The following is a 17031-nucleotide window of genomic DNA, read 5'->3' on the forward strand; positions in this document are numbered from 1 at the left end:
ATTTAGACATGCATGGAAATCGTGTCAAGAACGAACGTTCGTTCGCATCAGGCAAGCGGCACCGAAAGCACCGTCGCCGGCCCGGCGACTATTGCGCCGGCGCCACCACCGGCTGGAATTCGCGCGCCACCCGCTCATAGACCGGGCGCTTGAACGGGACGATCAGACCCGGCGTGCGCTCCAGCCGCTCCCAGCGCCAGGCGACGAATTCCGGCTTGTGCTTCCCCCCGCCCGGATGCAGGACGTCGATCTCGTCATCCGTGCCGGTAAAGCGCAGGGCGATCCATTTCTGCGTCTGCCCGCGAAAGCGCCCTTTCCAGGCCTGCCGCGCCAGCGGCTCCGGCAAATCATAGGCGAACCATTCCGAGGCCATGGCGAGCGGCGCCACCGAGGAGACGTTGGTCTCCTCGTAAAGCTCGCGCAGCGCCGCCTCTTCCGGGCTCTCGCCCTCGTCAATGCCGCCCTGCGGCATCTGCCAGGAATGCTGCGCGTCCACCTGCTCGGGCCCGCCCCGGCGCTCGCCGAGAAAGACGAGACCGTCGCGGTTGACGAGCACCACCCCGACGCAGGGGCGATAGGGAAGCTGGTCGAAGGGAATCATGAAGCCACCCCGCAGGAGCCTGGAACGCACGTACGGGCGGTATATAGGCGAGGAGCCGGGCGGCGCGTAGGGGCCGCGCCGGGCCGCTTGGTCACGGGGTTAACGCCGTCTCACTCTCCGCGCCGGCGAAAGGCGCCGCCGTGGCGGTGTCGAGCGACCCGGGACGCGCCATCACCTGGCTGCGTCCGGTCGCGCCGTCGAACACGGTGATGCTGACGCCGTCATCGCCGGCCAGAGGCGCGCGCAGCGTCGGCATGTCGGCGGCGACGCCCATGGTGGGGAAGCCGTCCGCCTCCAGCGCGAAGGGCGCGCTGGGCGGTGCGGCCGGCTCGCCGGCCCGGAACACATAGGCCGCCACCCCGACGCTGATCGCCGACAGGATGGTGAAGCCGAACACCCCGACCGCCACGCAGTGCCGCGCGTGGTCGCGCCCGGCATCGCGGCCCGGCAGGCCTTCGCCGGCGGACGCATGTTCCGACGGAGGCGAGGAAAGCATGCGGAGAGGGGACGCGCTGTTCATGACTGCCTTTGTCGCCGCCGACCAAGGCGGGATCGGGGCAAAATCGGGCATTCGGCGCGGCAGGGCAAAAAAGACGAGGCCCGCCTCGGGTGAAGGCGGGCCTCGCGGGTCTCGGATAGGCCGGCCGGAGGCCAGCGGCAGCACGTCAGTTCGGCACGGAGGCCTTGGGGTCGGCCGGGTAGGCGGCGTTCTTCTGCACGCCCTCGATCAGGTCGATCGCCAGCTTGAGCTGGGTGTCGTCCTTCGGGTCCGGCGGCACATAGGCCGGAGAGCCGGTCTGCTCGTCCTCGCCATTCTTCAGATGGCCCTTGAGCGAGGCCTCGCCGCGCGTGGTCTCGACGCCGGCCGCCTCGGCCTTTTCCTTCACGTCCTGCGGCACGTCCTGCACCAGCTCGATATCGGGCTGGATGCCCTTGGCCTGGATCGAGCGGCCCGACGGCGTGTAGTAGCGCGCCGTGGTCAGCTTGATCGCGGCATTGCCGGACACCGGGATCACGGTCTGCACCGAGCCCTTGCCGAAGGAGAGCGAGCCCAGCACCGTGGCGCGCTTGTGGTCCTGCAGCGCGCCGGCGACGATTTCCGACGCCGAGGCCGAGCCGCCATTGACCAGCACGATGATCGGCTTGCCCTTGGCGAGGTCGCCCGGCCGGGCGTTGCGGCGCTCGGTCTGCTCGGGGTCGCGGCCACGGGTGGAGACGATCTCGCCACGGTCGAGGAAGGTGTCGGAGACGTCGATCGCCTGGTCGAGCAGCCCGCCCGGATTGTTGCGCAGGTCGATGATGAAGCCCTTGAGCTTGTCCTCGCCGATCTGCTGGGTGAGGTCGGCCACCGCCTTCTTCAGCCCCTCGCCGGTCTGTTCGCTGAACGAGGTGATGCGGATATAGCCGACATCGCCGTTCTCGACCCGCGAGCGCACCGACTTGATGTTGATGATGTCACGGGTGATCGACAGTTCGATCGGCTTGTCCGCGCCCTTGCGGACGATGGTCAGCTTGATCGGCGTGTTGACGGCGCCGCGCATCTTGTCGACGGCCTGGTTCAGGGTCATGCCCTTCACCTCTTCGCCGTCGAGCTTGGCGATGAGGTCGCCGGCCTGCACGCCGGCCTTGGCCGCCGGGGTCTCGTCGATCGGGGCGACGACCTTGACCAGGCCGTCCTCCATCGTCACCTCGATGCCGAGCCCGCCGAACTGGCCGCGGGTCTGCACCTGCATGTCGCGAAAATCCTTCGCGTCCATATAGGTCGAGTGCGGGTCGAGCGAGGTGAGCATGCCGTTGATCGCGGCTTCCACCAGCTTCGAATCTTCCGGCTTCTCGACATAATCGGCGCGCACGCGCTCGAAGACGTCGCCGAACAGGTTCAGCTGGCGGTACGTGTCCGAGGCCGCCGCCATCGCCGCCGTGGGCTCAAGCAGCAGCCGAGGCTGAGTGGCACCGACCGCGATCAAGGCGCCGGCCGCCGCACCGAAGAGAAATACAGACGTCCTACGCATCATCCGCGTACCTTCTCGCTTTCGCTCGTCGCCCACCATGGCGTTGGATCGATCGAGTTACCATCCTTGCGGAACTCGACGTAGAGAATGGGTTGGGCGGTTCCAAGGCCGACCGACGACACGAGCTGGGGACCGCGCCCCATCACTCCCACCGGCTCGCCGGACAGCACGAACTGACCCAATTCCACCGTGATCTTATCCATTCCGGCAAGCAGGATATGATAACCGCCACCAGCATTGATAATTAACAGTTGTCCATATGAGCGGAAAGGCCCGGCATACACCACCCAGCCATCGCTGGGGGAGGCCACCTGGGCCTCGATGCGGGTGCCCATGGACATGCCCTTTTCCTGCCCGCCATAGCCGTCATCGGCACCGAAAGCCTTCAGCACCGCGCCGCCGACCGGCAGTTTCAGCAGGCCTTTCGCCTCCTCGAACGGCACGCCGGGCGCCAGCCGGCCGGGGTTCTGCAGCGCCGCCAGCCGGTCCGCCGGGGCCACCCCGGCGCCTTGCTGCGCCTGGCTTTGCGCCGCGTCCTGCGCCGCCTTGCGGGTGGCGGAAATCTCGGTCTCCATCCGCTCCATCAGCTCGCGCACATTGCCCGCCTCGGCCGCCAGCGCCGCGGCGCGGGTCTTCTCCTCGGTCAGCGCCGCCTCGCCCTGCTGCAGCGAGTTCTTCTTCTCCTCGATCAGAGCGGCGGTGCGGGCGCGCTCATCGGCCAGCGCGCGTTTCAATTCTGCGAGAGCGTCGCGTTCGCGGGCGGTGTCCTGGCGCACACGTTCCTGCGCGGCGAGCTCGCTGGCGAGCAGATCGGTCTCCGCCTTCAGTTCCGGCAGCACCGCGCCGAGCATCATGGCGGAGCGGATCGACTGCAGCGCGTCGTCCGGGCGCACCATCAGCGCGGGGGGCGGACGGCGGCCGAGCCGCACCAGCCCGCCCAGCACCTCGGCCAGCACGGCGCGGCGGGCGTCGAGCGATTCCTTGATGTCGGCCGCCTCGCGGTTCAGCAGCAGCAGGCGCTGTTCGCTGGCGTCGAGCTTGGCCTCGGTCTCGCGCACCCGGATCGCGGTGTCGAGCAGCGCCTCGTTCAGCTTGGCGCGGTCGCCCTCCAGCGCCGCCATCTCGGTGGCGAGGCGCTTCTGGACGGCGGTGGAATCCTTCAGCTCGGCATCGAGCCGCTCGATTCGCTGCTGCTGGTCCTGACCAGCCCCCGGTTCAGCGGGCGCCTGCGCCAGCGCGGGCGCCGCAAGGAGCCCCGCCAGCAGCACGCAGGCGCACGCCACCGCCCGGCGGGGCGGCCGGCGGCAGGGGGGCGAAGCGGTGCGGCGCGCGGGCATCGGCACAGGGAGGGGCCGGCAGGGTTAAGGTGAGGTTAGCGCCCCGCCATCGCCCTCAGGCCTTATGGTAGGGGTGGCCTGCGAGAATGGTGGTGGCGCGGTAGATCTGCTCGGCCATCATGACGCGAACGAGCTGGTGGGGAAAGGTGGCGCGGCCGAAGGCGATGAGCCGGTCGGCGCGGGCGCGCACCGGATCGCTCAAACCATCCGCCCCGCCGATGATGAAGGCGAGCGTGCGCGCGCCACGGTCGCGCAGGGCGGCGATGTCGGCGGCGATCTGCTCGGAGCTCATCTCGACCCCGCGCGGGTCAAGCACTATCACCGCCCCGGCCTCGGGCAGCGCCGCGAGGAGGGCGGTCCCCTCCTCGGTCATGCGGTCCTCGGCGCGGCGGGCGGCGCTTTCGCTGATCTCGCTCACATCCGGGCCGGAAAGCCCGAGCGCGCGCCCGCCCTTGCCGGCGCGATCAAAATAGCGCGCGCACAATTCCCTCTCGGGCCCGGCCTTCAGCCGGCCCACAGCAAGAACGAGCAGACGCAAGACGCGCTCAGCCGCGCGTCAGGGTCGCCGGGCCGCCGGGGACGGCAGCCGACCACATCTTCTCGATATTGTAGAACCCGCGCACTTCCGGCTGGAAGACGTGGACGATGACATCGCTCGCATCGATCAGCACCCAGTCGCAGGCCGGGAAGCCTTCGACCCGCACGCCCTTGACGCCATGTGCCTTGAGCGCCTCGACGAGGTGCTCGGCAATGGCGCCGACATGGCGCTGGGCGCGACCGGAGGCGACGACCATGTAATCGGCGATGGTCGTCTTGCCGCGCAGTTCGATGGAGACGACGTCCTCGGCCTGGTCATCATCGAGACGGGCGAGAACGAGGGCAAGAATCTCCTCGGCGTCTAAACGCGCGTCAGAGACAGGTGCAGTCGCCGGGCTGTTGTCGGCCGCTGCAAGCGCCATGATGGACAGGGGTCCTGATCCTCTCGTCGAAACCGCATCGCCACGGGCGGACCTCCCGCTCCGTGCATGCCCCCTTAGGATAGTGCGGATGAGCGCGATCTTCAACCGGGGGGTGGAGATCTCGCGGGCGGGGCCGCCGCCGCCCGGGCCGCGACGGCGGCGAGCACTGCCATCGCCGCCAGCAGCGGCAGCGCGGTCCGCACCGCCGCGAGCAGGCTCGCGCCGTCCGCTCCCAGCCCCTGCGCCCCGCTCCCGGTCTCGGCGCCAAGCCGCCAGGCCAGCGCGGTCGCCCCGGCCGCGACGCCGAGGCTGGTGCCGAGCACGCGCATCAGGTTCAGCAGCGAACCGGCTGCCCCGGCGAGCCCGGCGGGGGCGGCGGCGATGGTCACCGCGCTGTTGGGCGCCACGAACAGGCCGAGCCCGATGCCGATGAGCACAAAGGACAGCGTGTCGAACCAGTGGTGCCAGGGCGACAGGCCGAAGGTCAGCCAGAGAATGACGAGGCCCGCCAGGCACACCGCCATCCCGGCGACGCCGATCCGGCGGGCGCCGAGGAAGCTGCGGATCTCGTGGCTGAACGGCGCGGTCAGGCCGAGCGCGACAGGCACAAGCGCCAGCCGCAGCCCGGCCTCGGCGGCGCTTTCGCCATAGCCATGCGCCAGCCCGAACGACATGAGGAAGAACACGCCATAGAGCAGCCCATAGCCGAGCACCACCGCCAGTGCGCCCCAGCGGAACGCCGCGCTGGCGAACAGGCGGGGATCGATCAGCGGCGAGGCGGTGCGGCGCTCGCGGCGCACCAGCTGCCACAGCAGGAAGGCCGCCAGCGCGAGGCTGCCAAGGGTGAGCGGCGCGGCGAGGCCCCAGCTCGACACATGGTTGAGCGTGCCGACCAGCAGGATCAGGGCCGGGCCGATCATCAGCGCCCCACCCCAGTCGAACGTGCCCTTGCCCCCGGTATCGGTGGAGCGCGGCAGGGCCAGCCAGCCGACGAGAATGGCGATCGCCCCGAACGGCACGGTGATGCCGAAGATCCAGCGCCACCCCAGCCCGTCGACGATGAAGCCGCCCAAAGCCGGCCCGGCGCTCATGCCCACGGCCTGCGCCGCCGCGAAATAGCCGAGCGCTCGGCCGCGCTGCGCCTCGGGAATCGCCCGCACCAGAATCGCGATGCTGTTGGCGCCGAGCAGCGCGCCGCCCATGCCCTGCAGAAAGCGGAAGGCGAGCAGTTCACTGAAGCTGTCCGCCAGGGCGCAGAGCGCGCTCGCCACGATGAACAAGGTGTAGCCGGCTAAATAGAGGCTCTTGCGCCCATAGCTCTCGCACAGCCGGCCGAACACCGGCAGGAAGGAGGCAAAGGCGAGCAAATAGGACAGCGCGACCCAGCTGACATCTTGCAGCGGCGCATCGAACGCCCGGCCGATCGCGGGCAAGGCCAGCTGGACGATGGTGGCGTCCAGCTGCCCGACAAAGGCACCGACGCAGACGAGGGCGACGACGAGCCAGCTGTGCCAGGATTGCCGCTCAAGCCAGGCAAGCGGTGCCGGCTCAATGAGAAGCCGGTTCAGGGGCAGGACCATAAAAAGCACAGCGTCGACAGGGAGGAAGAACGGGGTACAGTCTGGCATGGGTCTGGTTTGTTGACCAGAGAAGCGGCGCCAGCCTCCCGGGTAGCCAGGCGGCTCCCCCCTTCTCGAATCCTGCCGACACCACCGGCGTATTCAACCCGTGGAAGAAACCCAGGCCAGCCTGGGCCGCGCCGCCCGCGCGCCGGCCTCCCCATAGCAGGAAAGGTCCCACCGGCACGGCGCTCCCCCCTCCCGCTCCATCGCCCGCCGCGTGATTCTATCGCTGGCCTCGGGGGCCAAGTTGGCGCACATATCTTTGGGGGTTTTCCGCCCGCCGAGAGGATCGCCAGGATGAATCGTCTCGCCGCGCTGGGAGTGGCCCTCGCCGCCCTCGCCCCATTCCCGGCCCTCGCCCAGACCGTCGCCTTCGACCCCGACGCGCTCATCATTGAGGCGCGGGACAATGGCGAGCTGGCGCGAAAATGGTGCGCGGCCAATCCGGAGGTGGAGCATGTGCTGGTGCTCCCCGCCGCCTTGTTCGTCGACAGCGAGCAGCTCATCTGCGACGGCAACCCCTACAAGCTCTACCGGCTGATCGAGCACGACGATCCCGATGATTTCGAGTATTTCCTCGATCCGCCCTTCACCAACACCATCCGCCTCGGCTGCGACGGCAAGGCCGGCCGCACGATGAAGATTGTGGCGCTGAACTGCCGGCCGCTGCACCCCAAGCCCTAGAGCGTTTTCGAGCGAAGCGGATTCCGGTTCGCGTGAAGAAAGGCGTAAAAACAAGACCCTAGAGCCGCCCCTCCCCGGATGCGCCCCATGCAAGGCCTGCCCACCCGCCGCCATCTGCTGAAAGGTCTGGCCCTCGCCGGGGCGGTCCTTGCGCCCGTCGCACCCTTTGTCCCGCGCGGCGCGCGGGCGCAGGCGCTCACCGTCGGGCTCATCGCCATCGGCCCCTGGCAGGATTGGGGGTGGAACCAGTCCTTCGCCGCCGCCGGCGCGGCGCTCGAGGCCGCCGGCGTCACGGTGGTTGAGGCCGGCTATCTCCCCGAGAGCACCGACTATGACAGCGGCCGGGACGATGCCGAAACCCGCGCCTATGCGGCGGCGCTCGACGCGCTGGTGGCGCAGGGCGCGCGGCTGGTGATCTCCACCTCCTTCGGCCATGACCCGTTCCTGGTGGCGGCGGCGCTGCGCCGCCCGCAGGTCATGTTCCGCCAGGCCTCGGCGCTGGCCAATGACGCCACCCCGGCCAATCTCGGCAGCCAGAACGCGCTGATCAACCAGGGGCATTATGTCAACGGCGTCGCCGCCGGCCTGTGCACGCGCAGCAACACGCTCGGCTTCGTCGCCGGCCTGCCCTTCGCCCCGGTGCTGCTCAATGTGAATTCCTTCCTGCTCGGCGCCCGCGCCAGCAACCCGAAGGCCGTCGTGCGGGTGCTGTTCACCGGCGGCTGGGAGGACGAGGCGCATGACGCGGCCGCCACCAATGCGCTGGTTGATGCCGGCTGCGACGTCATCACCTGCCATCTCGACGCGCCGAAAGTCGCCATCGAGACGGCGGAGGCGCGCGGGGTGAAAACCTGCGGCCACGCCTTCGACCAGAACCCGCTGGCGCCCAAGGGCTACATCACCGGCGCGGATTACCACTGGGCCGGCCTGTTCGCGGGCTTCGCGCAGGCTGTCGTGCGCGGCGCGGCGCTGCCGAAATTCACTGTGGGCGGCTATGACACCGGTCTCGTCCGCTCCAGCCCCTTCGGCGCCGGTGCGACCGCGCCGGCGATCGCGGCGGCAGAGGGCGCCATCGCGGCGATGACGCGCGGCGCGCCAATCTTCACCGGCCCGCTCTTCGACAATAAGGGCCGGCAGGTGCTGGGGGCGGGCACGCGCTATGGCCCTTATGCCGATGAGCTGCAGCGCACCGACTATCTCCTCCAGGGTGTCATCGGCACCATTCCCTGAGCGTCGGGCCGCTCAGCCTGCCACTCAGGGTTCTTACCTATCGCCCACACGCTCAACTCATGCGGGTTCTCACCATTTGTGTGCTAGGGTCTGCCAGAACGTCAGGTCGGCAACGGCCTTTGACGGCGTTCCCGCCGAATGATGGCTCGCTCCGCGGGTTTTCGGCCCTTGAGGGCCACGCCGTGTCAGACGAACCGATTGCGCATTTCGAGGCGGCGAGCACCATCGCCGTCGTCGTCTCGTCCAACGAGCCGCTGCTGTTTCTCAGCGCGGACCAGCGCGTCATCGCGGCGAGCACCTCGTTCTGCCGCGCCTTCGAGATCGAGCCGGCGACGATTCCCGGCCGCCCGCTCGCCGAGCTGGGTGCGGGCGAATGGGCGCTGCCCGGGCTTGCCTCGCTGCTGCGGACCACCGCCTCGGGAAGCGCCCGCATCGAGGCCTATGAGATCGATCTTGAACGGCCCGAGCGCGAGACGCGGCGGCTCATCGTCAATGCGCGCACGCTGGACGATGGCGACAGCGCGCGGGTCCGGCTGCTGATGGCCGTCACCGATGTCACCGACATGCGCGCCGAGGCGCGGCTGAAGGACGATCTGGTGCGGGAAAAGGCCATCCTGATCCAGGAGGTCCAGCACCGCGTGGCCAACAGCCTGCAGATCATCGCCAGCGTGCTGATGCAGAGCGCGCGCGGCGTGCAGTCGGAGGAAGCGCGCGGCCACCTGCAAAACGCCCATCACCGGGTAATGTCCATCGCCTCGGTGCAGCGCCAGCTCTCCTCCGCCAAGGCGGGGAAGGTCGAGCTGCGCACCTATTTCACCCAGCTGAGCGAAAGCCTCGGCGCCTCGATGATCGCCGATCCGGCGCGGCTCTCCATCGCGGTGACGGTGGATGAGAGCAGCGTGGAGGCGGATGTGTCGATCAGCCTCGGCCTCATCGTCACCGAACTCGTCATCAATGCGCTCAAGCACGCCTTCCCCGATCAGGCACAGGGCCGGATCGGGATCGACTTTCACTCCGCCGGCAAGGACTGGACGCTGTGCGTGTCCGATGACGGCGTCGGCCTGCCGACCGGCGAGGCGGCGCCGAAGCCCGGCCTCGGCACCGGCATTGTCGATGCACTGGCGCGCAATCTCGACGGCGAGATCGAGGTGAGCGACGCCCATCCCGGCACGGTCATCACCATCCGCCACCGGGCCGGCGCCCGCCGCCCCGCCAGCCGCCCCGCAGCGGAGTAGCCCTGCCGTGCCCGGCGACATGCCCCTCCCTCAGCCGACGACGTCCTCGGCTCACGTGAACCGAGTGCGTGATGCTTAACGGCAAATCCGTCGTCCTCATCGTCGAGGACAGCCCGATCATCCGGATGAGTGCCGTCGATCTCATGGAATCGGCCGGCTATGTGGCGCTCGAAGCGGACTGCGCCGATGAGGCCATCCGCCTTCTTGAGTCGCGCAACGACATCGACCTCGTCTTCACCGATGTGCAGATGCCCGGCACCATGGACGGCATCAAGCTCTCCCACTACATCCGCGACCGCTGGCCGCCGGTGAAGCTGGTCGTGGCCTCCGGCAAGGCGATCCTGGAGGAGGGTAGCCTGCCCTTGGGAAGCCAGTTCTTCCCAAAACCCTATGACGGCCATGCCATCGCCGACGCGATCGGCCGGCTGCTGGCCGAGGAAGCCCACTGATCGCGGCGCTCAGGCCGCGCGCTCACCCCTCGCCCGCCTGCCGGATCCGTGTCGAGGACAGCGGCGATTTCAGCCCGTGCAGGAACACCCAGGCCGGCGGGCGCATGGTGGCGAGCCCGGCCGCCTCGTTCTCCGGCACCCGCCAGCGGGCGAGCGCGGTGGCCGCCGGGCTCGCCATGGCGGGGAAGGTGCAGCCGGGCCGGTCGATCACGGCGAAGGGCACCAGCGCCGCGATGTCGCGCCAGTGCTGCCAGCGGTGGAAGGCGGCGAGGTTGTCCGCCCCCATCAGCCAGACGAAATGCACCGCGGGATAGCGCCGCACCAACGCCGCCACCGTGTCATGGCTGTAACGGGTGCCGAGCCCGGCCTCCAGCCCGGTGGGCAGCAGCGCCGGGTGGTCCGCCACCGCGCGCGCCTGCGCCAGCCGCTCGGCAAGAGGGGGCAGCGCGCGGTTGTCCTTCAAGGGGTTGCCGGGCGTCACCAGCCACCACACCCGGTCGAGCCGCAGCTTTTTCAGCGCCAGCAGGCTGGCGGCGCGGTGCGCCTCATGCGCCGGGTTGAAGCTGCCGCCATAGAGCCCGATCCGCATGCCCGGCGCGAGCGGCGGGATGCGGGCAAGCGACGGCAACGGGACAACGTCACCTCTCCCTGCCGGGGAGAGGTCGGCGCGGAACGCGCCGGGTGAGGGGAAGGGGCGTTCCGTCATCCCGGCCCCAACGCCCCCTCACCCCGACCCTCTCCCCGGCGGGCAGAGGGAGCAACAGCGCGGCAGGTCAACGCGGGCATGTTACGGCCGGATCTGGCCGGTGCCGCGCACGCGGTATTTGAACGAAGTCAGCTGCTCGGCGCCGACGGGACCACGCGCGTGCATGCGCCCCGTGGCGATGCCGATCTCGCCGCCGAAGCCGAACTCGCCGCCATCGGCGAACTGGGTCGAGGCGTTGTGCACCACGATGGCGGAATCGACCTCACTCAGGAACCGCTCGGCCACATCGGCATCCTCGGTCAGGATGGCGTCGGTGTGGTGCGAGCCATAGGTCGCGATATGGTCGATGGCCGCACCCACACCGTCCACCAGCTTCACCGAGATCACGGCGTCGAGATATTCGGTGCGCCAGTCCTCTTCCGTTGCCGCGCTCACCCGCGCATCCGCCGCCTGGGTGGCGGCGTCGCCGCGCACCGCGCAGCCCTCATCGAGCAGCATGGTGACGAGCGGCGCCAGCAGGCGGGAAGCGTCCGCCCGGTCCACCAGCAGCGTCTCCGCCGCCCCGCACACGCTGGTGCGGCGCAGCTTGGCGTTCTTCACGATGGAGAGCGCCTTGCCGAGGTCGGCGCCCTTGTCGACATAGATGTGCACCAGCCCTTCCAGATGGGCGAAGACCGGCACCCGCGCCTCCGCCTGCACCCGGGCGACGAGGCTTTTCCCCCCGCGCGGCACGATCACGTCGAGGTTGCCGCCGAGCCCGGCGAGCAGCTCGCCCACCGCCGCGCGGTCGCGGGTGGGCACCAGCTGGATCGCGTCGGCGGGCAGGCCGGCGCTCAACAGCCCCTCCACCATCGCGGCATGGATGGCGCGCGAGGAATGGAAACTGTCCGAGCCGCCGCGCAGGATCACCGCATTGCCGGCCTTCAGGCACAGGCTGCCGGCATCCGCCGTCACATTGGGCCGGCTCTCATAGATCACGCCGATGACGCCGAGCGGGGTGCGCACGCGCTCCAGCCGCAGCCCGTTCGGCCGCTCCCAGCTTTCCGTCACCTGCCCCACCGGGTCGGGCAGCGCGGCGATCTCCTCCACCGCGCCGGCGATGGCCTCCAGCCGCGCCTCGTTCAGCACCAGCCGGTCCTGCAGCGCCGCGCTCATGCCGGCCGCGCGGGCGGCGGCGAGGTCGTCCTCATTGGCGGCCAGGATGGCGGGGGCGTGGGCCCGGATGGCGCGGGCGGCGGCCATCAGCCCGGCCTGTTTCACCGGCGCCGGGGCGAGCGCCAGCGCGCGGGCGGCGGCGCGGGCGCGGGTGCCGATGTCGGCCATCACCGCGTGCACATCCTCCGGCAGCGTCCCCTGCACACGCGGCGCCGGCGCGCCGAGAGCGGTCTCGGTGGCGGAAGCGTTGCGCAGGGCGGAGGAGGCGGTCATGACGTCACCCATCATTTTGGTCGGGGCAGATTGGTCGGGGTGGTGAAAGCGGGCGCCCTGTCTAGCACAGGCAGCCCTTCGGGCACCAAAGCGAAATCGCGGGTGCCGCGCTCTTTACCAGTGCGCGCCGGGGTGAATCGCATTTGCGACTTGCCATTTGGCCCCGGGCATCCGATGTCACGCCCACATGCCCGCCCGCTGAGGCGCATCCGCGAGGAGACGGCCGCCCTTGTTTCGCGCCTTCGACATTGCCTGGGACGCCTTTTGGCGCTTCGTCGAGGATGATGGCTGGGCGATTGCCAGCCACATCGCGCTTTCCGCGCTGATGTCGCTGTTTCCCTTCCTCATCTTCGTCACCGCGCTGGCGGCGTTCTTCGATTTCAAGAACCTCGCCGAGGAGACGGTGCAGCTGATGCTGGAGGCGTGGCCGGCCCAGGTGGCCGACCCGATCGGCCGCGAAATCCGCAACGTGCTGACCCAGGTCCGCACCGATGTGCTGACCATCGGTGTGGTGCTGGCGATCTACTTCTCCTCCAACGGCATTGAAAGCCTGCGCATCGGCCTCAACCGCGCCTATGGCATGCGCGAGGCGCGCTCCTGGTACTGGCTGCGCCTCGAGTCGATCGGCTATGTCGTGGTCGGCGCCGCCGGCCTGCTGGCGCTGTCCTTCCTCGTCGTGCTCGGCCCGGTGCTCTGGCTCGCCGCCGTGCGCTATGTGCCGGCGCTGGAGCCGTTCGGCTGGGTCATTACCTTCCTGCGCTATGCCGCGACCTCGGCGATCCTGATCGTGGCGCTTGTGGTGGCGCATATGTGGCTGCCAGCGGGGCGGCGCTCGCTGGCCGACGTGGCGCCGGGCATATTGGTGACGCTCGGCCTGTGGCTCGCCGCCGGCGCCGCCTTCGGCCGCTACCTCGCCGAATTCGCCGGCAATTATGTCACCACCTATGCCGGCCTCGCCTCGGTGATGATCGCGCTGGTCTTCCTCTACACCACCGCCTCGATCTTCGTGTATGGCGGCGAACTCAACGCCGCGATCCGCCGTGCCCGCGAAGGGCGCCTCTAGGGCGATCTGTCCGGGAACCTCTCCGCTCTCCCATCGCTTGACCTTGGTCAAGGCGCCCGGGCGCGTTCCGGGCGCCCAATGGCGTATTGGGTTCGAGATGGCAAGGAGGCTCGCATGAGCACCAGCTACGACAAGATGAAAATCGAGGAAGGCGCGTGGGTCGTCGTCTGCGACGGGCGCAAGGCGCTGATCCTGTGCAACAAGGGCGACGCCCTCTTCCCCAATTTGCGGTCTCATGAGGTGCATGAGCAGGACAACCCGCCCACCCGCGAGCAGGGCACCGACCAGCCCGGCCGGGTGCACCAGTCGGTGGGCTCGGCGCGCTCCTCGGTGGAGCCGACCGACTGGCAGGAAGAGGGCGAGCGCGCCTTCATGCGCCAGCTCGCCGCCCGTCTCGATGCCGCCGTGACGGCGGGCGAGGTGAAGTCGCTGGTCATCGTCGCCGCCCCGCGCTCGCTCGGCGCGCTGCGCCCGCATCTGTCCAAGGGCGTGCAGGACATCCTTGCCGCCGAGGTGGACCGCGACATGGTCAAGCTGCCGATCCACGAGATCGAGAAGCATCTGGCCGCCTGAGCCGGCGCCCATCGCCCGGCGCTCCGCCGCCGGTTTCCCCGCAGCGAAAAAGAAGATTACCTTCTCCCCGCCGCCGGCCCTCCGGCGGCGGGGTTTTGCGTCGAAGCGATCAGCGCGGCCGTGCCGGTGAACCGATGCGCGTCCCGCCCGTATTGCCCTGCGACGCTGATCTCCTGCCTGCCGCCTGCCTGCCGCCTGCCTGCCGCCTGCCTGCCGCCCGCCTGCCGCCTGCGTGAAAAAGCGGGTCCACGAGCCCTGAAGGTGCCCTGATGAAAACCCTCTCCTTCTTCCGTCTCGTCGTCGCGGTCGGCCTCTGTCTTGGCGTCGGGGCGCTCGGCTCGCTGGTCACCACGCCGCAGATTCCCACCTGGTATGCCGGGCTGGTGAAGCCGTCCTGGACCCCGCCGCCGGCCGCCTTCCCCATCGCCTGGACCACGCTCTATGTGCTGATGGCGGTGGCGCTCTGGCGGCTGTGGCAATTGCACGCGCCCTCGCCCGCCCGCCGGCTGGCCATCGGCCTGTGGCTGGCGCAGCTGGCGCTCAACGCCATCTGGTCGCCGGTGTTCTTCGGGCTGGAGGCGCCGGGCGCGGCGCTGGTCGTGGTGGTGGCGCTGTGGCTCGCCATCGCCGCCACGATCTGGGCGTGCCTGCGGATCGACCGTATCGCCGCGGGGCTGCTGGTTCCCTATCTCGCCTGGGTGTCCTATGCCACCACGCTGAACGCTGCCATTGTCGTGCTCAACTGAGCGTTCGCCCATCCAGCGTTCCGATGGGCACCGCCGGAGACCCTGATGGACCTTGTCACCATCGCCAAATTCATCGTCCTGCCCATCGCCCTCGGCTCGGTGGCGCTGGTGCTGGTGCTCGGCCTCGCCAACATGGCGCGCGGCGGCCCGCCGGAGCGCTCGCAGAAGCTGATGCAGTGGCGCGTGCTGCTGCAGGCGGTGGCGCTGTGCTTCGTGCTGCTCACCATCATCCTGATGAACCAGGGCTGAGAGGGTTTCCATGGTCGTCCTCAACCGCATCTACACCCGCACCGGCGACGATGGCACCACCGCGCTCGGCACCGGCGAGCGGCGGCCGAAATATGATCTGCGCGTCGCCGCCTATGGCACGGTGGACGAGACCAATGCGGTGATCGGCGTCGCCCGGCTGCACACCGGCGCGGACCCGGCGCTGGCCGACATGGAGGCGATGCTGGCCCGCATCCAGAACGACCTGTTCGACCTCGGCGCCGACCTCGCCACGCCGGAAACCGGCGAGGATCTCGGCTACACCCCGCTGCGCATCGTCGCCGGGCAGGTCGACAAGCTGGAGCGCGACATCGACACGCTCAATGCCAATCTCAAGCCGCTGCGCTCCTTCGTGCTGCCGGCCGGCACCCCGGCGGCGGCGCATCTGCATGTCGCCCGCACCGTCTGCCGGCGCGCCGAGCGCATGGCGGTGGAGCTTTCCGCCACGCTGGGCGAATTCGTCACCCCGGAAGCGGTGAAATATCTCAACCGCCTCTCCGACCTGCTCTTCGTCATGAGCCGCCTCGCCAATGCCCGCGCGGCGGGGGAAGGCGAGCCGGGCGACGTGCTCTGGGTGCCGGCGGCGGGGCGCGAGTGACGGATTTGGACGACGCGGCCGCGCGGCCCCGCGTCTTCGGCACGCCGGACAGCGTCTATGTCCGCATCGTCCGCCTGACGCTGATGGAGAAGGGCGTCGACCACGACCTTGTGCCGGTCGATCCCTTCGCGGCGGAGGGCCTGCCGCCCGCCTATGGCGAGCGCCACCCCTTCGGCCGGATTCCGGCCTTTGAGCATGACGGGTTCCGTCTCTACGAGACCGGCGCCATCACCCGCTATGTCGACGAGGCCTTCGCCGGCCCTTCCCTGCTGCCCGACACAATGCAGGCGCGCGCCCGCGCCAACCAGATCATCAGCATCGCCGATTCCTACGCCTATCGGGCGCTGGTCTGGGGCGTCTATGTCGAGCGGGTGGAGAAACCCGCTGAAGGCCAAGGCGTCGATGCGGCCCGCCTCGCCGGCGCGCTCAATGAGGCCCGCCTGTGTCTGGCCGCCATCGAGGCGCTCATGGCCGGGGCGCCGTTCCTCGCCGGCAACGAGCTGAGCCTCGCCGATCTCTATCTCGCGCCGATGGCGGATTATTGTCGCCAAGCGCCGGAAGGGGCGGCACTTCTCGCCGCCCATCCCGGCCTCGCCGCCTGGTGGGCCCGCATGGCGGCGCGCCCGTCACTGACGCAGCTCGGCCTCGCCGCGCCGTGAGAGCCGCAGCGGTGGCATTTTCGCGCGCGAAGCGGCATTGTCCCGGGGCGTCGCGCGCCGCACCCTTTCCGAGATTCGCTGTAGCCCCATGCTGATCCCCTTCAACGACGACAATCCGCTGGAGGGCATCACCCACGCCTATGTCACCTGGGCGCTGATCGCGGTGAATGTGCTGGTGTTCGTGCTGCTGCAGCATGGCTACCGCGCCGAGCTCGACATTCCCTCCGCCTTCGGCTTCGGCGCCATTCCAGCCGTGGTCACCCATGCCGCCGTGCTGCCGCAGGAATATGTGCGCGTGCCGGCCGAGCTGACCCTCGTCACCTACATGTTCCTGCATGGCGGCTGGCTGCATCTGGCCGGCAACATGGCCTTCCTCTGGGTGTTCGGCGACAATGTCGAGGACGCGCTCGGCCATGGCCGCTTCCTGCTGTTCTATGTGCTGTGCGGCGTCGCCGGCGGCCTCGCCCATTCCCTCGCCGTGCCTGATTCGGCGTCCCCTCTGGTCGGCGCTTCGGCGGGGATATCGGGGCTCGTCGGCGCCTATCTCATGCTGCACCCCAATGTGCGGATCTGGGTGCTGATGTTCCTGCGCGTGCCGCTGCGTGTGCCGGCGATCTGGCCGCTGGGGGCGTGGATCGGCTTCCAGCTGTGGAGCCTGCTCCAGTCCGGCGACGAGGAAACCGCGTGGTGGGCGCATGTCGCCGGGCTCGTCGCCGGCGCGGTGCTCATCGTCTTCCTGCGCCGGCCGGGCGTGCCGCTCTGGGTGATGACGCGCGACGGCACGCCGGACGGACGCCCACCGGTGTGAACGCGTCCGTGTGACGGCTTCCTGTGCACGTCAGGGTGAGCGTTGACAGTGCCG

20 protein-coding genes are annotated in these 17031 nt (G+C 69.5%); 11 read left to right on the forward strand and 9 right to left on the reverse strand.

Going from position 1 to position 17031, the window contains the following annotated elements:
- Positions 1-88 precede the first annotated feature (88 nt).
- From J2S76_RS04525 to J2S76_RS04555, 7 genes are all read right to left on the reverse strand, one after another.
- Positions 89-601, reverse strand: coding sequence for an RNA pyrophosphohydrolase (locus J2S76_RS04525; RefSeq protein WP_307057938.1), 513 nt, complete (start codon positions 599-601; stop codon positions 89-91).
- Positions 602-692: 91 nt separating this feature from the next.
- Positions 693-1121: a hypothetical protein gene (locus tag J2S76_RS04530; protein ID WP_307057940.1), complete on the reverse strand. Its 429-nt coding sequence runs from the start codon at positions 1119-1121 to the stop codon at positions 693-695.
- Between the two features lie 145 nt (positions 1122-1266).
- Positions 1267-2616 carry a S41 family peptidase gene (locus tag J2S76_RS04535; protein WP_307057943.1) on the reverse strand — a complete coding sequence of 450 codons (1350 nt, stop codon included), beginning with the start codon at positions 2614-2616 and terminating at the stop codon, positions 1267-1269.
- A complete protein-coding gene (locus tag J2S76_RS04540; protein ID WP_307057945.1) occupies positions 2613-3881 on the reverse strand; it encodes a murein hydrolase activator EnvC family protein in 1269 nt (422 codons plus the stop codon). The genes J2S76_RS04535 and J2S76_RS04540 overlap by 4 nt, the downstream gene beginning before the upstream one ends.
- Before the next feature lie 124 nt (positions 3882-4005).
- A complete protein-coding gene (gene rlmH / locus J2S76_RS04545; protein WP_307057947.1) occupies positions 4006-4488 on the reverse strand; it encodes a 23S rRNA (pseudouridine(1915)-N(3))-methyltransferase RlmH in 483 nt (160 codons plus the stop codon).
- Positions 4489-4495: 7 nt separating this feature from the next.
- Complete coding sequence (rsfS, locus tag J2S76_RS04550; RefSeq protein ID WP_018388178.1) at positions 4496-4909, reverse strand: ribosome silencing factor; 414 nt, start codon at positions 4907-4909, stop codon at positions 4496-4498.
- A gap of 101 nt (positions 4910-5010) precedes the next feature.
- Positions 5011-6489: an MFS transporter gene (locus J2S76_RS04555; RefSeq protein ID WP_307057949.1), complete on the reverse strand. Its 1479-nt coding sequence runs from the start codon at positions 6487-6489 to the stop codon at positions 5011-5013.
- Between the two features lie 339 nt (positions 6490-6828).
- On the opposite strand from J2S76_RS04555, the gene J2S76_RS04560 reads away from it, so the two are divergent.
- From J2S76_RS04560 to J2S76_RS04575, 4 genes are all read left to right on the forward strand, one after another.
- A complete protein-coding gene (locus tag J2S76_RS04560) occupies positions 6829-7215 on the forward strand; it encodes a hypothetical protein (RefSeq protein ID WP_307057951.1) in 387 nt (128 codons plus the stop codon).
- Positions 7216-7302: 87 nt separating this feature from the next.
- Positions 7303-8445: a BMP family ABC transporter substrate-binding protein gene (locus tag J2S76_RS04565; protein WP_307057953.1), complete on the forward strand. Its 1143-nt coding sequence runs from the start codon at positions 7303-7305 to the stop codon at positions 8443-8445.
- Positions 8446-8627: 182 nt separating this feature from the next.
- The gene (locus J2S76_RS04570) at positions 8628-9680 is read left to right on the forward strand and encodes a sensor histidine kinase (RefSeq protein WP_307057954.1); all 1053 of its coding nucleotides are present in this window, start codon (positions 8628-8630) and stop codon (positions 9678-9680) included.
- A 71-nt stretch (positions 9681-9751) separates the two neighbouring features.
- On the forward strand, positions 9752-10129 hold the full coding sequence (locus tag J2S76_RS04575) for a response regulator (RefSeq protein WP_307057956.1): 378 nt from the start codon (positions 9752-9754) through the stop codon (positions 10127-10129).
- 22 nt (positions 10130-10151) lie between these two features.
- On the opposite strand, the gene J2S76_RS04580 is transcribed toward J2S76_RS04575, so the two are convergent.
- Both J2S76_RS04580 and J2S76_RS04585 read right to left on the reverse strand, forming a co-directional pair.
- A complete protein-coding gene (locus J2S76_RS04580; protein WP_307059117.1) occupies positions 10152-10718 on the reverse strand; it encodes a nicotinate-nucleotide adenylyltransferase in 567 nt (188 codons plus the stop codon).
- 198 nt (positions 10719-10916) lie between these two features.
- Positions 10917-12158 carry a glutamate-5-semialdehyde dehydrogenase gene (locus J2S76_RS04585; RefSeq protein ID WP_307059118.1) on the reverse strand — a complete coding sequence of 414 codons (1242 nt, stop codon included), beginning with the start codon at positions 12156-12158 and terminating at the stop codon, positions 10917-10919.
- Positions 12159-12492: 334 nt separating this feature from the next.
- On the opposite strand from J2S76_RS04585, the gene J2S76_RS04590 reads away from it, so the two are divergent.
- The 7 genes from J2S76_RS04590 to J2S76_RS04620 all read left to right on the forward strand — a co-directional run bounded on the left by J2S76_RS04590 (position 12493) and on the right by J2S76_RS04620 (position 16977).
- Complete coding sequence (locus J2S76_RS04590) at positions 12493-13326, forward strand: YihY/virulence factor BrkB family protein (protein WP_307057958.1); 834 nt, start codon at positions 12493-12495, stop codon at positions 13324-13326.
- Between the two features lie 114 nt (positions 13327-13440).
- Complete coding sequence (locus J2S76_RS04595; protein WP_018388186.1) at positions 13441-13899, forward strand: baeRF12 domain-containing protein; 459 nt, start codon at positions 13441-13443, stop codon at positions 13897-13899.
- Between the two features lie 269 nt (positions 13900-14168).
- Positions 14169-14645 carry a TspO/MBR family protein gene (locus J2S76_RS04600; RefSeq protein ID WP_307057960.1) on the forward strand — a complete coding sequence of 159 codons (477 nt, stop codon included), beginning with the start codon at positions 14169-14171 and terminating at the stop codon, positions 14643-14645.
- A gap of 45 nt (positions 14646-14690) precedes the next feature.
- Positions 14691-14894, forward strand: coding sequence for a twin transmembrane helix small protein (locus J2S76_RS04605; protein WP_131836658.1), 204 nt, complete (start codon positions 14691-14693; stop codon positions 14892-14894).
- Positions 14895-14904: 10 nt separating this feature from the next.
- Positions 14905-15510 carry a cob(I)yrinic acid a,c-diamide adenosyltransferase gene (locus tag J2S76_RS04610; RefSeq protein WP_307057965.1) on the forward strand — a complete coding sequence of 202 codons (606 nt, stop codon included), beginning with the start codon at positions 14905-14907 and terminating at the stop codon, positions 15508-15510.
- A 5-nt stretch (positions 15511-15515) separates the two neighbouring features.
- Complete coding sequence (locus tag J2S76_RS04615) at positions 15516-16169, forward strand: glutathione S-transferase family protein (protein ID WP_307057967.1); 654 nt, start codon at positions 15516-15518, stop codon at positions 16167-16169.
- Between the two features lie 88 nt (positions 16170-16257).
- Positions 16258-16977, forward strand: a complete 720-nt coding sequence (locus J2S76_RS04620) for a rhomboid family intramembrane serine protease (protein ID WP_307057969.1) — start codon at positions 16258-16260, stop codon at positions 16975-16977.
- Positions 16978-17031 lie beyond the last annotated feature (54 nt).

Origin of the sequence: Ancylobacter vacuolatus, assembly GCF_030813595.1 — a bacterium.
Lineage (GTDB): Bacteria > Pseudomonadota > Alphaproteobacteria > Rhizobiales > Xanthobacteraceae > Ancylobacter > Ancylobacter vacuolatus.

Coding starts and splice junctions, on each gene's coding strand:
- J2S76_RS04525 (WP_307057938.1), bottom strand. CDS start 601: ATGATTCCCTTCGACCAGCTTCCCTATCGCCCCTGCGTCGGGGTGGTG.
- J2S76_RS04530 (WP_307057940.1), bottom strand. CDS start 1,121: ATGAACAGCGCGTCCCCTCTCCGCATGCTTTCCTCGCCTCCGTCGGAA.
- J2S76_RS04535 (WP_307057943.1), bottom strand. CDS start 2,616: ATGATGCGTAGGACGTCTGTATTTCTCTTCGGTGCGGCGGCCGGCGCC.
- rsfS (WP_018388178.1), bottom strand. CDS start 4,909: ATGGCGCTTGCAGCGGCCGACAACAGCCCGGCGACTGCACCTGTCTCT.
- J2S76_RS04555 (WP_307057949.1), bottom strand. CDS start 6,489: ATGGTCCTGCCCCTGAACCGGCTTCTCATTGAGCCGGCACCGCTTGCC.
- J2S76_RS04560 (WP_307057951.1), top strand. CDS start 6,829: ATGAATCGTCTCGCCGCGCTGGGAGTGGCCCTCGCCGCCCTCGCCCCA.
- J2S76_RS04565 (WP_307057953.1), top strand. CDS start 7,303: ATGCAAGGCCTGCCCACCCGCCGCCATCTGCTGAAAGGTCTGGCCCTC.
- J2S76_RS04575 (WP_307057956.1), top strand. CDS start 9,752: ATGCTTAACGGCAAATCCGTCGTCCTCATCGTCGAGGACAGCCCGATC.
- J2S76_RS04580 (WP_307059117.1), bottom strand. CDS start 10,718: ATGCGGATCGGGCTCTATGGCGGCAGCTTCAACCCGGCGCATGAGGCG.
- J2S76_RS04585 (WP_307059118.1), bottom strand. CDS start 12,158: ATGGCCGACATCGGCACCCGCGCCCGCGCCGCCGCCCGCGCGCTGGCG.
- J2S76_RS04595 (WP_018388186.1), top strand. CDS start 13,441: ATGAGCACCAGCTACGACAAGATGAAAATCGAGGAAGGCGCGTGGGTC.
- J2S76_RS04600 (WP_307057960.1), top strand. CDS start 14,169: ATGAAAACCCTCTCCTTCTTCCGTCTCGTCGTCGCGGTCGGCCTCTGT.
- J2S76_RS04605 (WP_131836658.1), top strand. CDS start 14,691: ATGGACCTTGTCACCATCGCCAAATTCATCGTCCTGCCCATCGCCCTC.
- J2S76_RS04610 (WP_307057965.1), top strand. CDS start 14,905: ATGGTCGTCCTCAACCGCATCTACACCCGCACCGGCGACGATGGCACC.
- J2S76_RS04620 (WP_307057969.1), top strand. CDS start 16,258: ATGCTGATCCCCTTCAACGACGACAATCCGCTGGAGGGCATCACCCAC.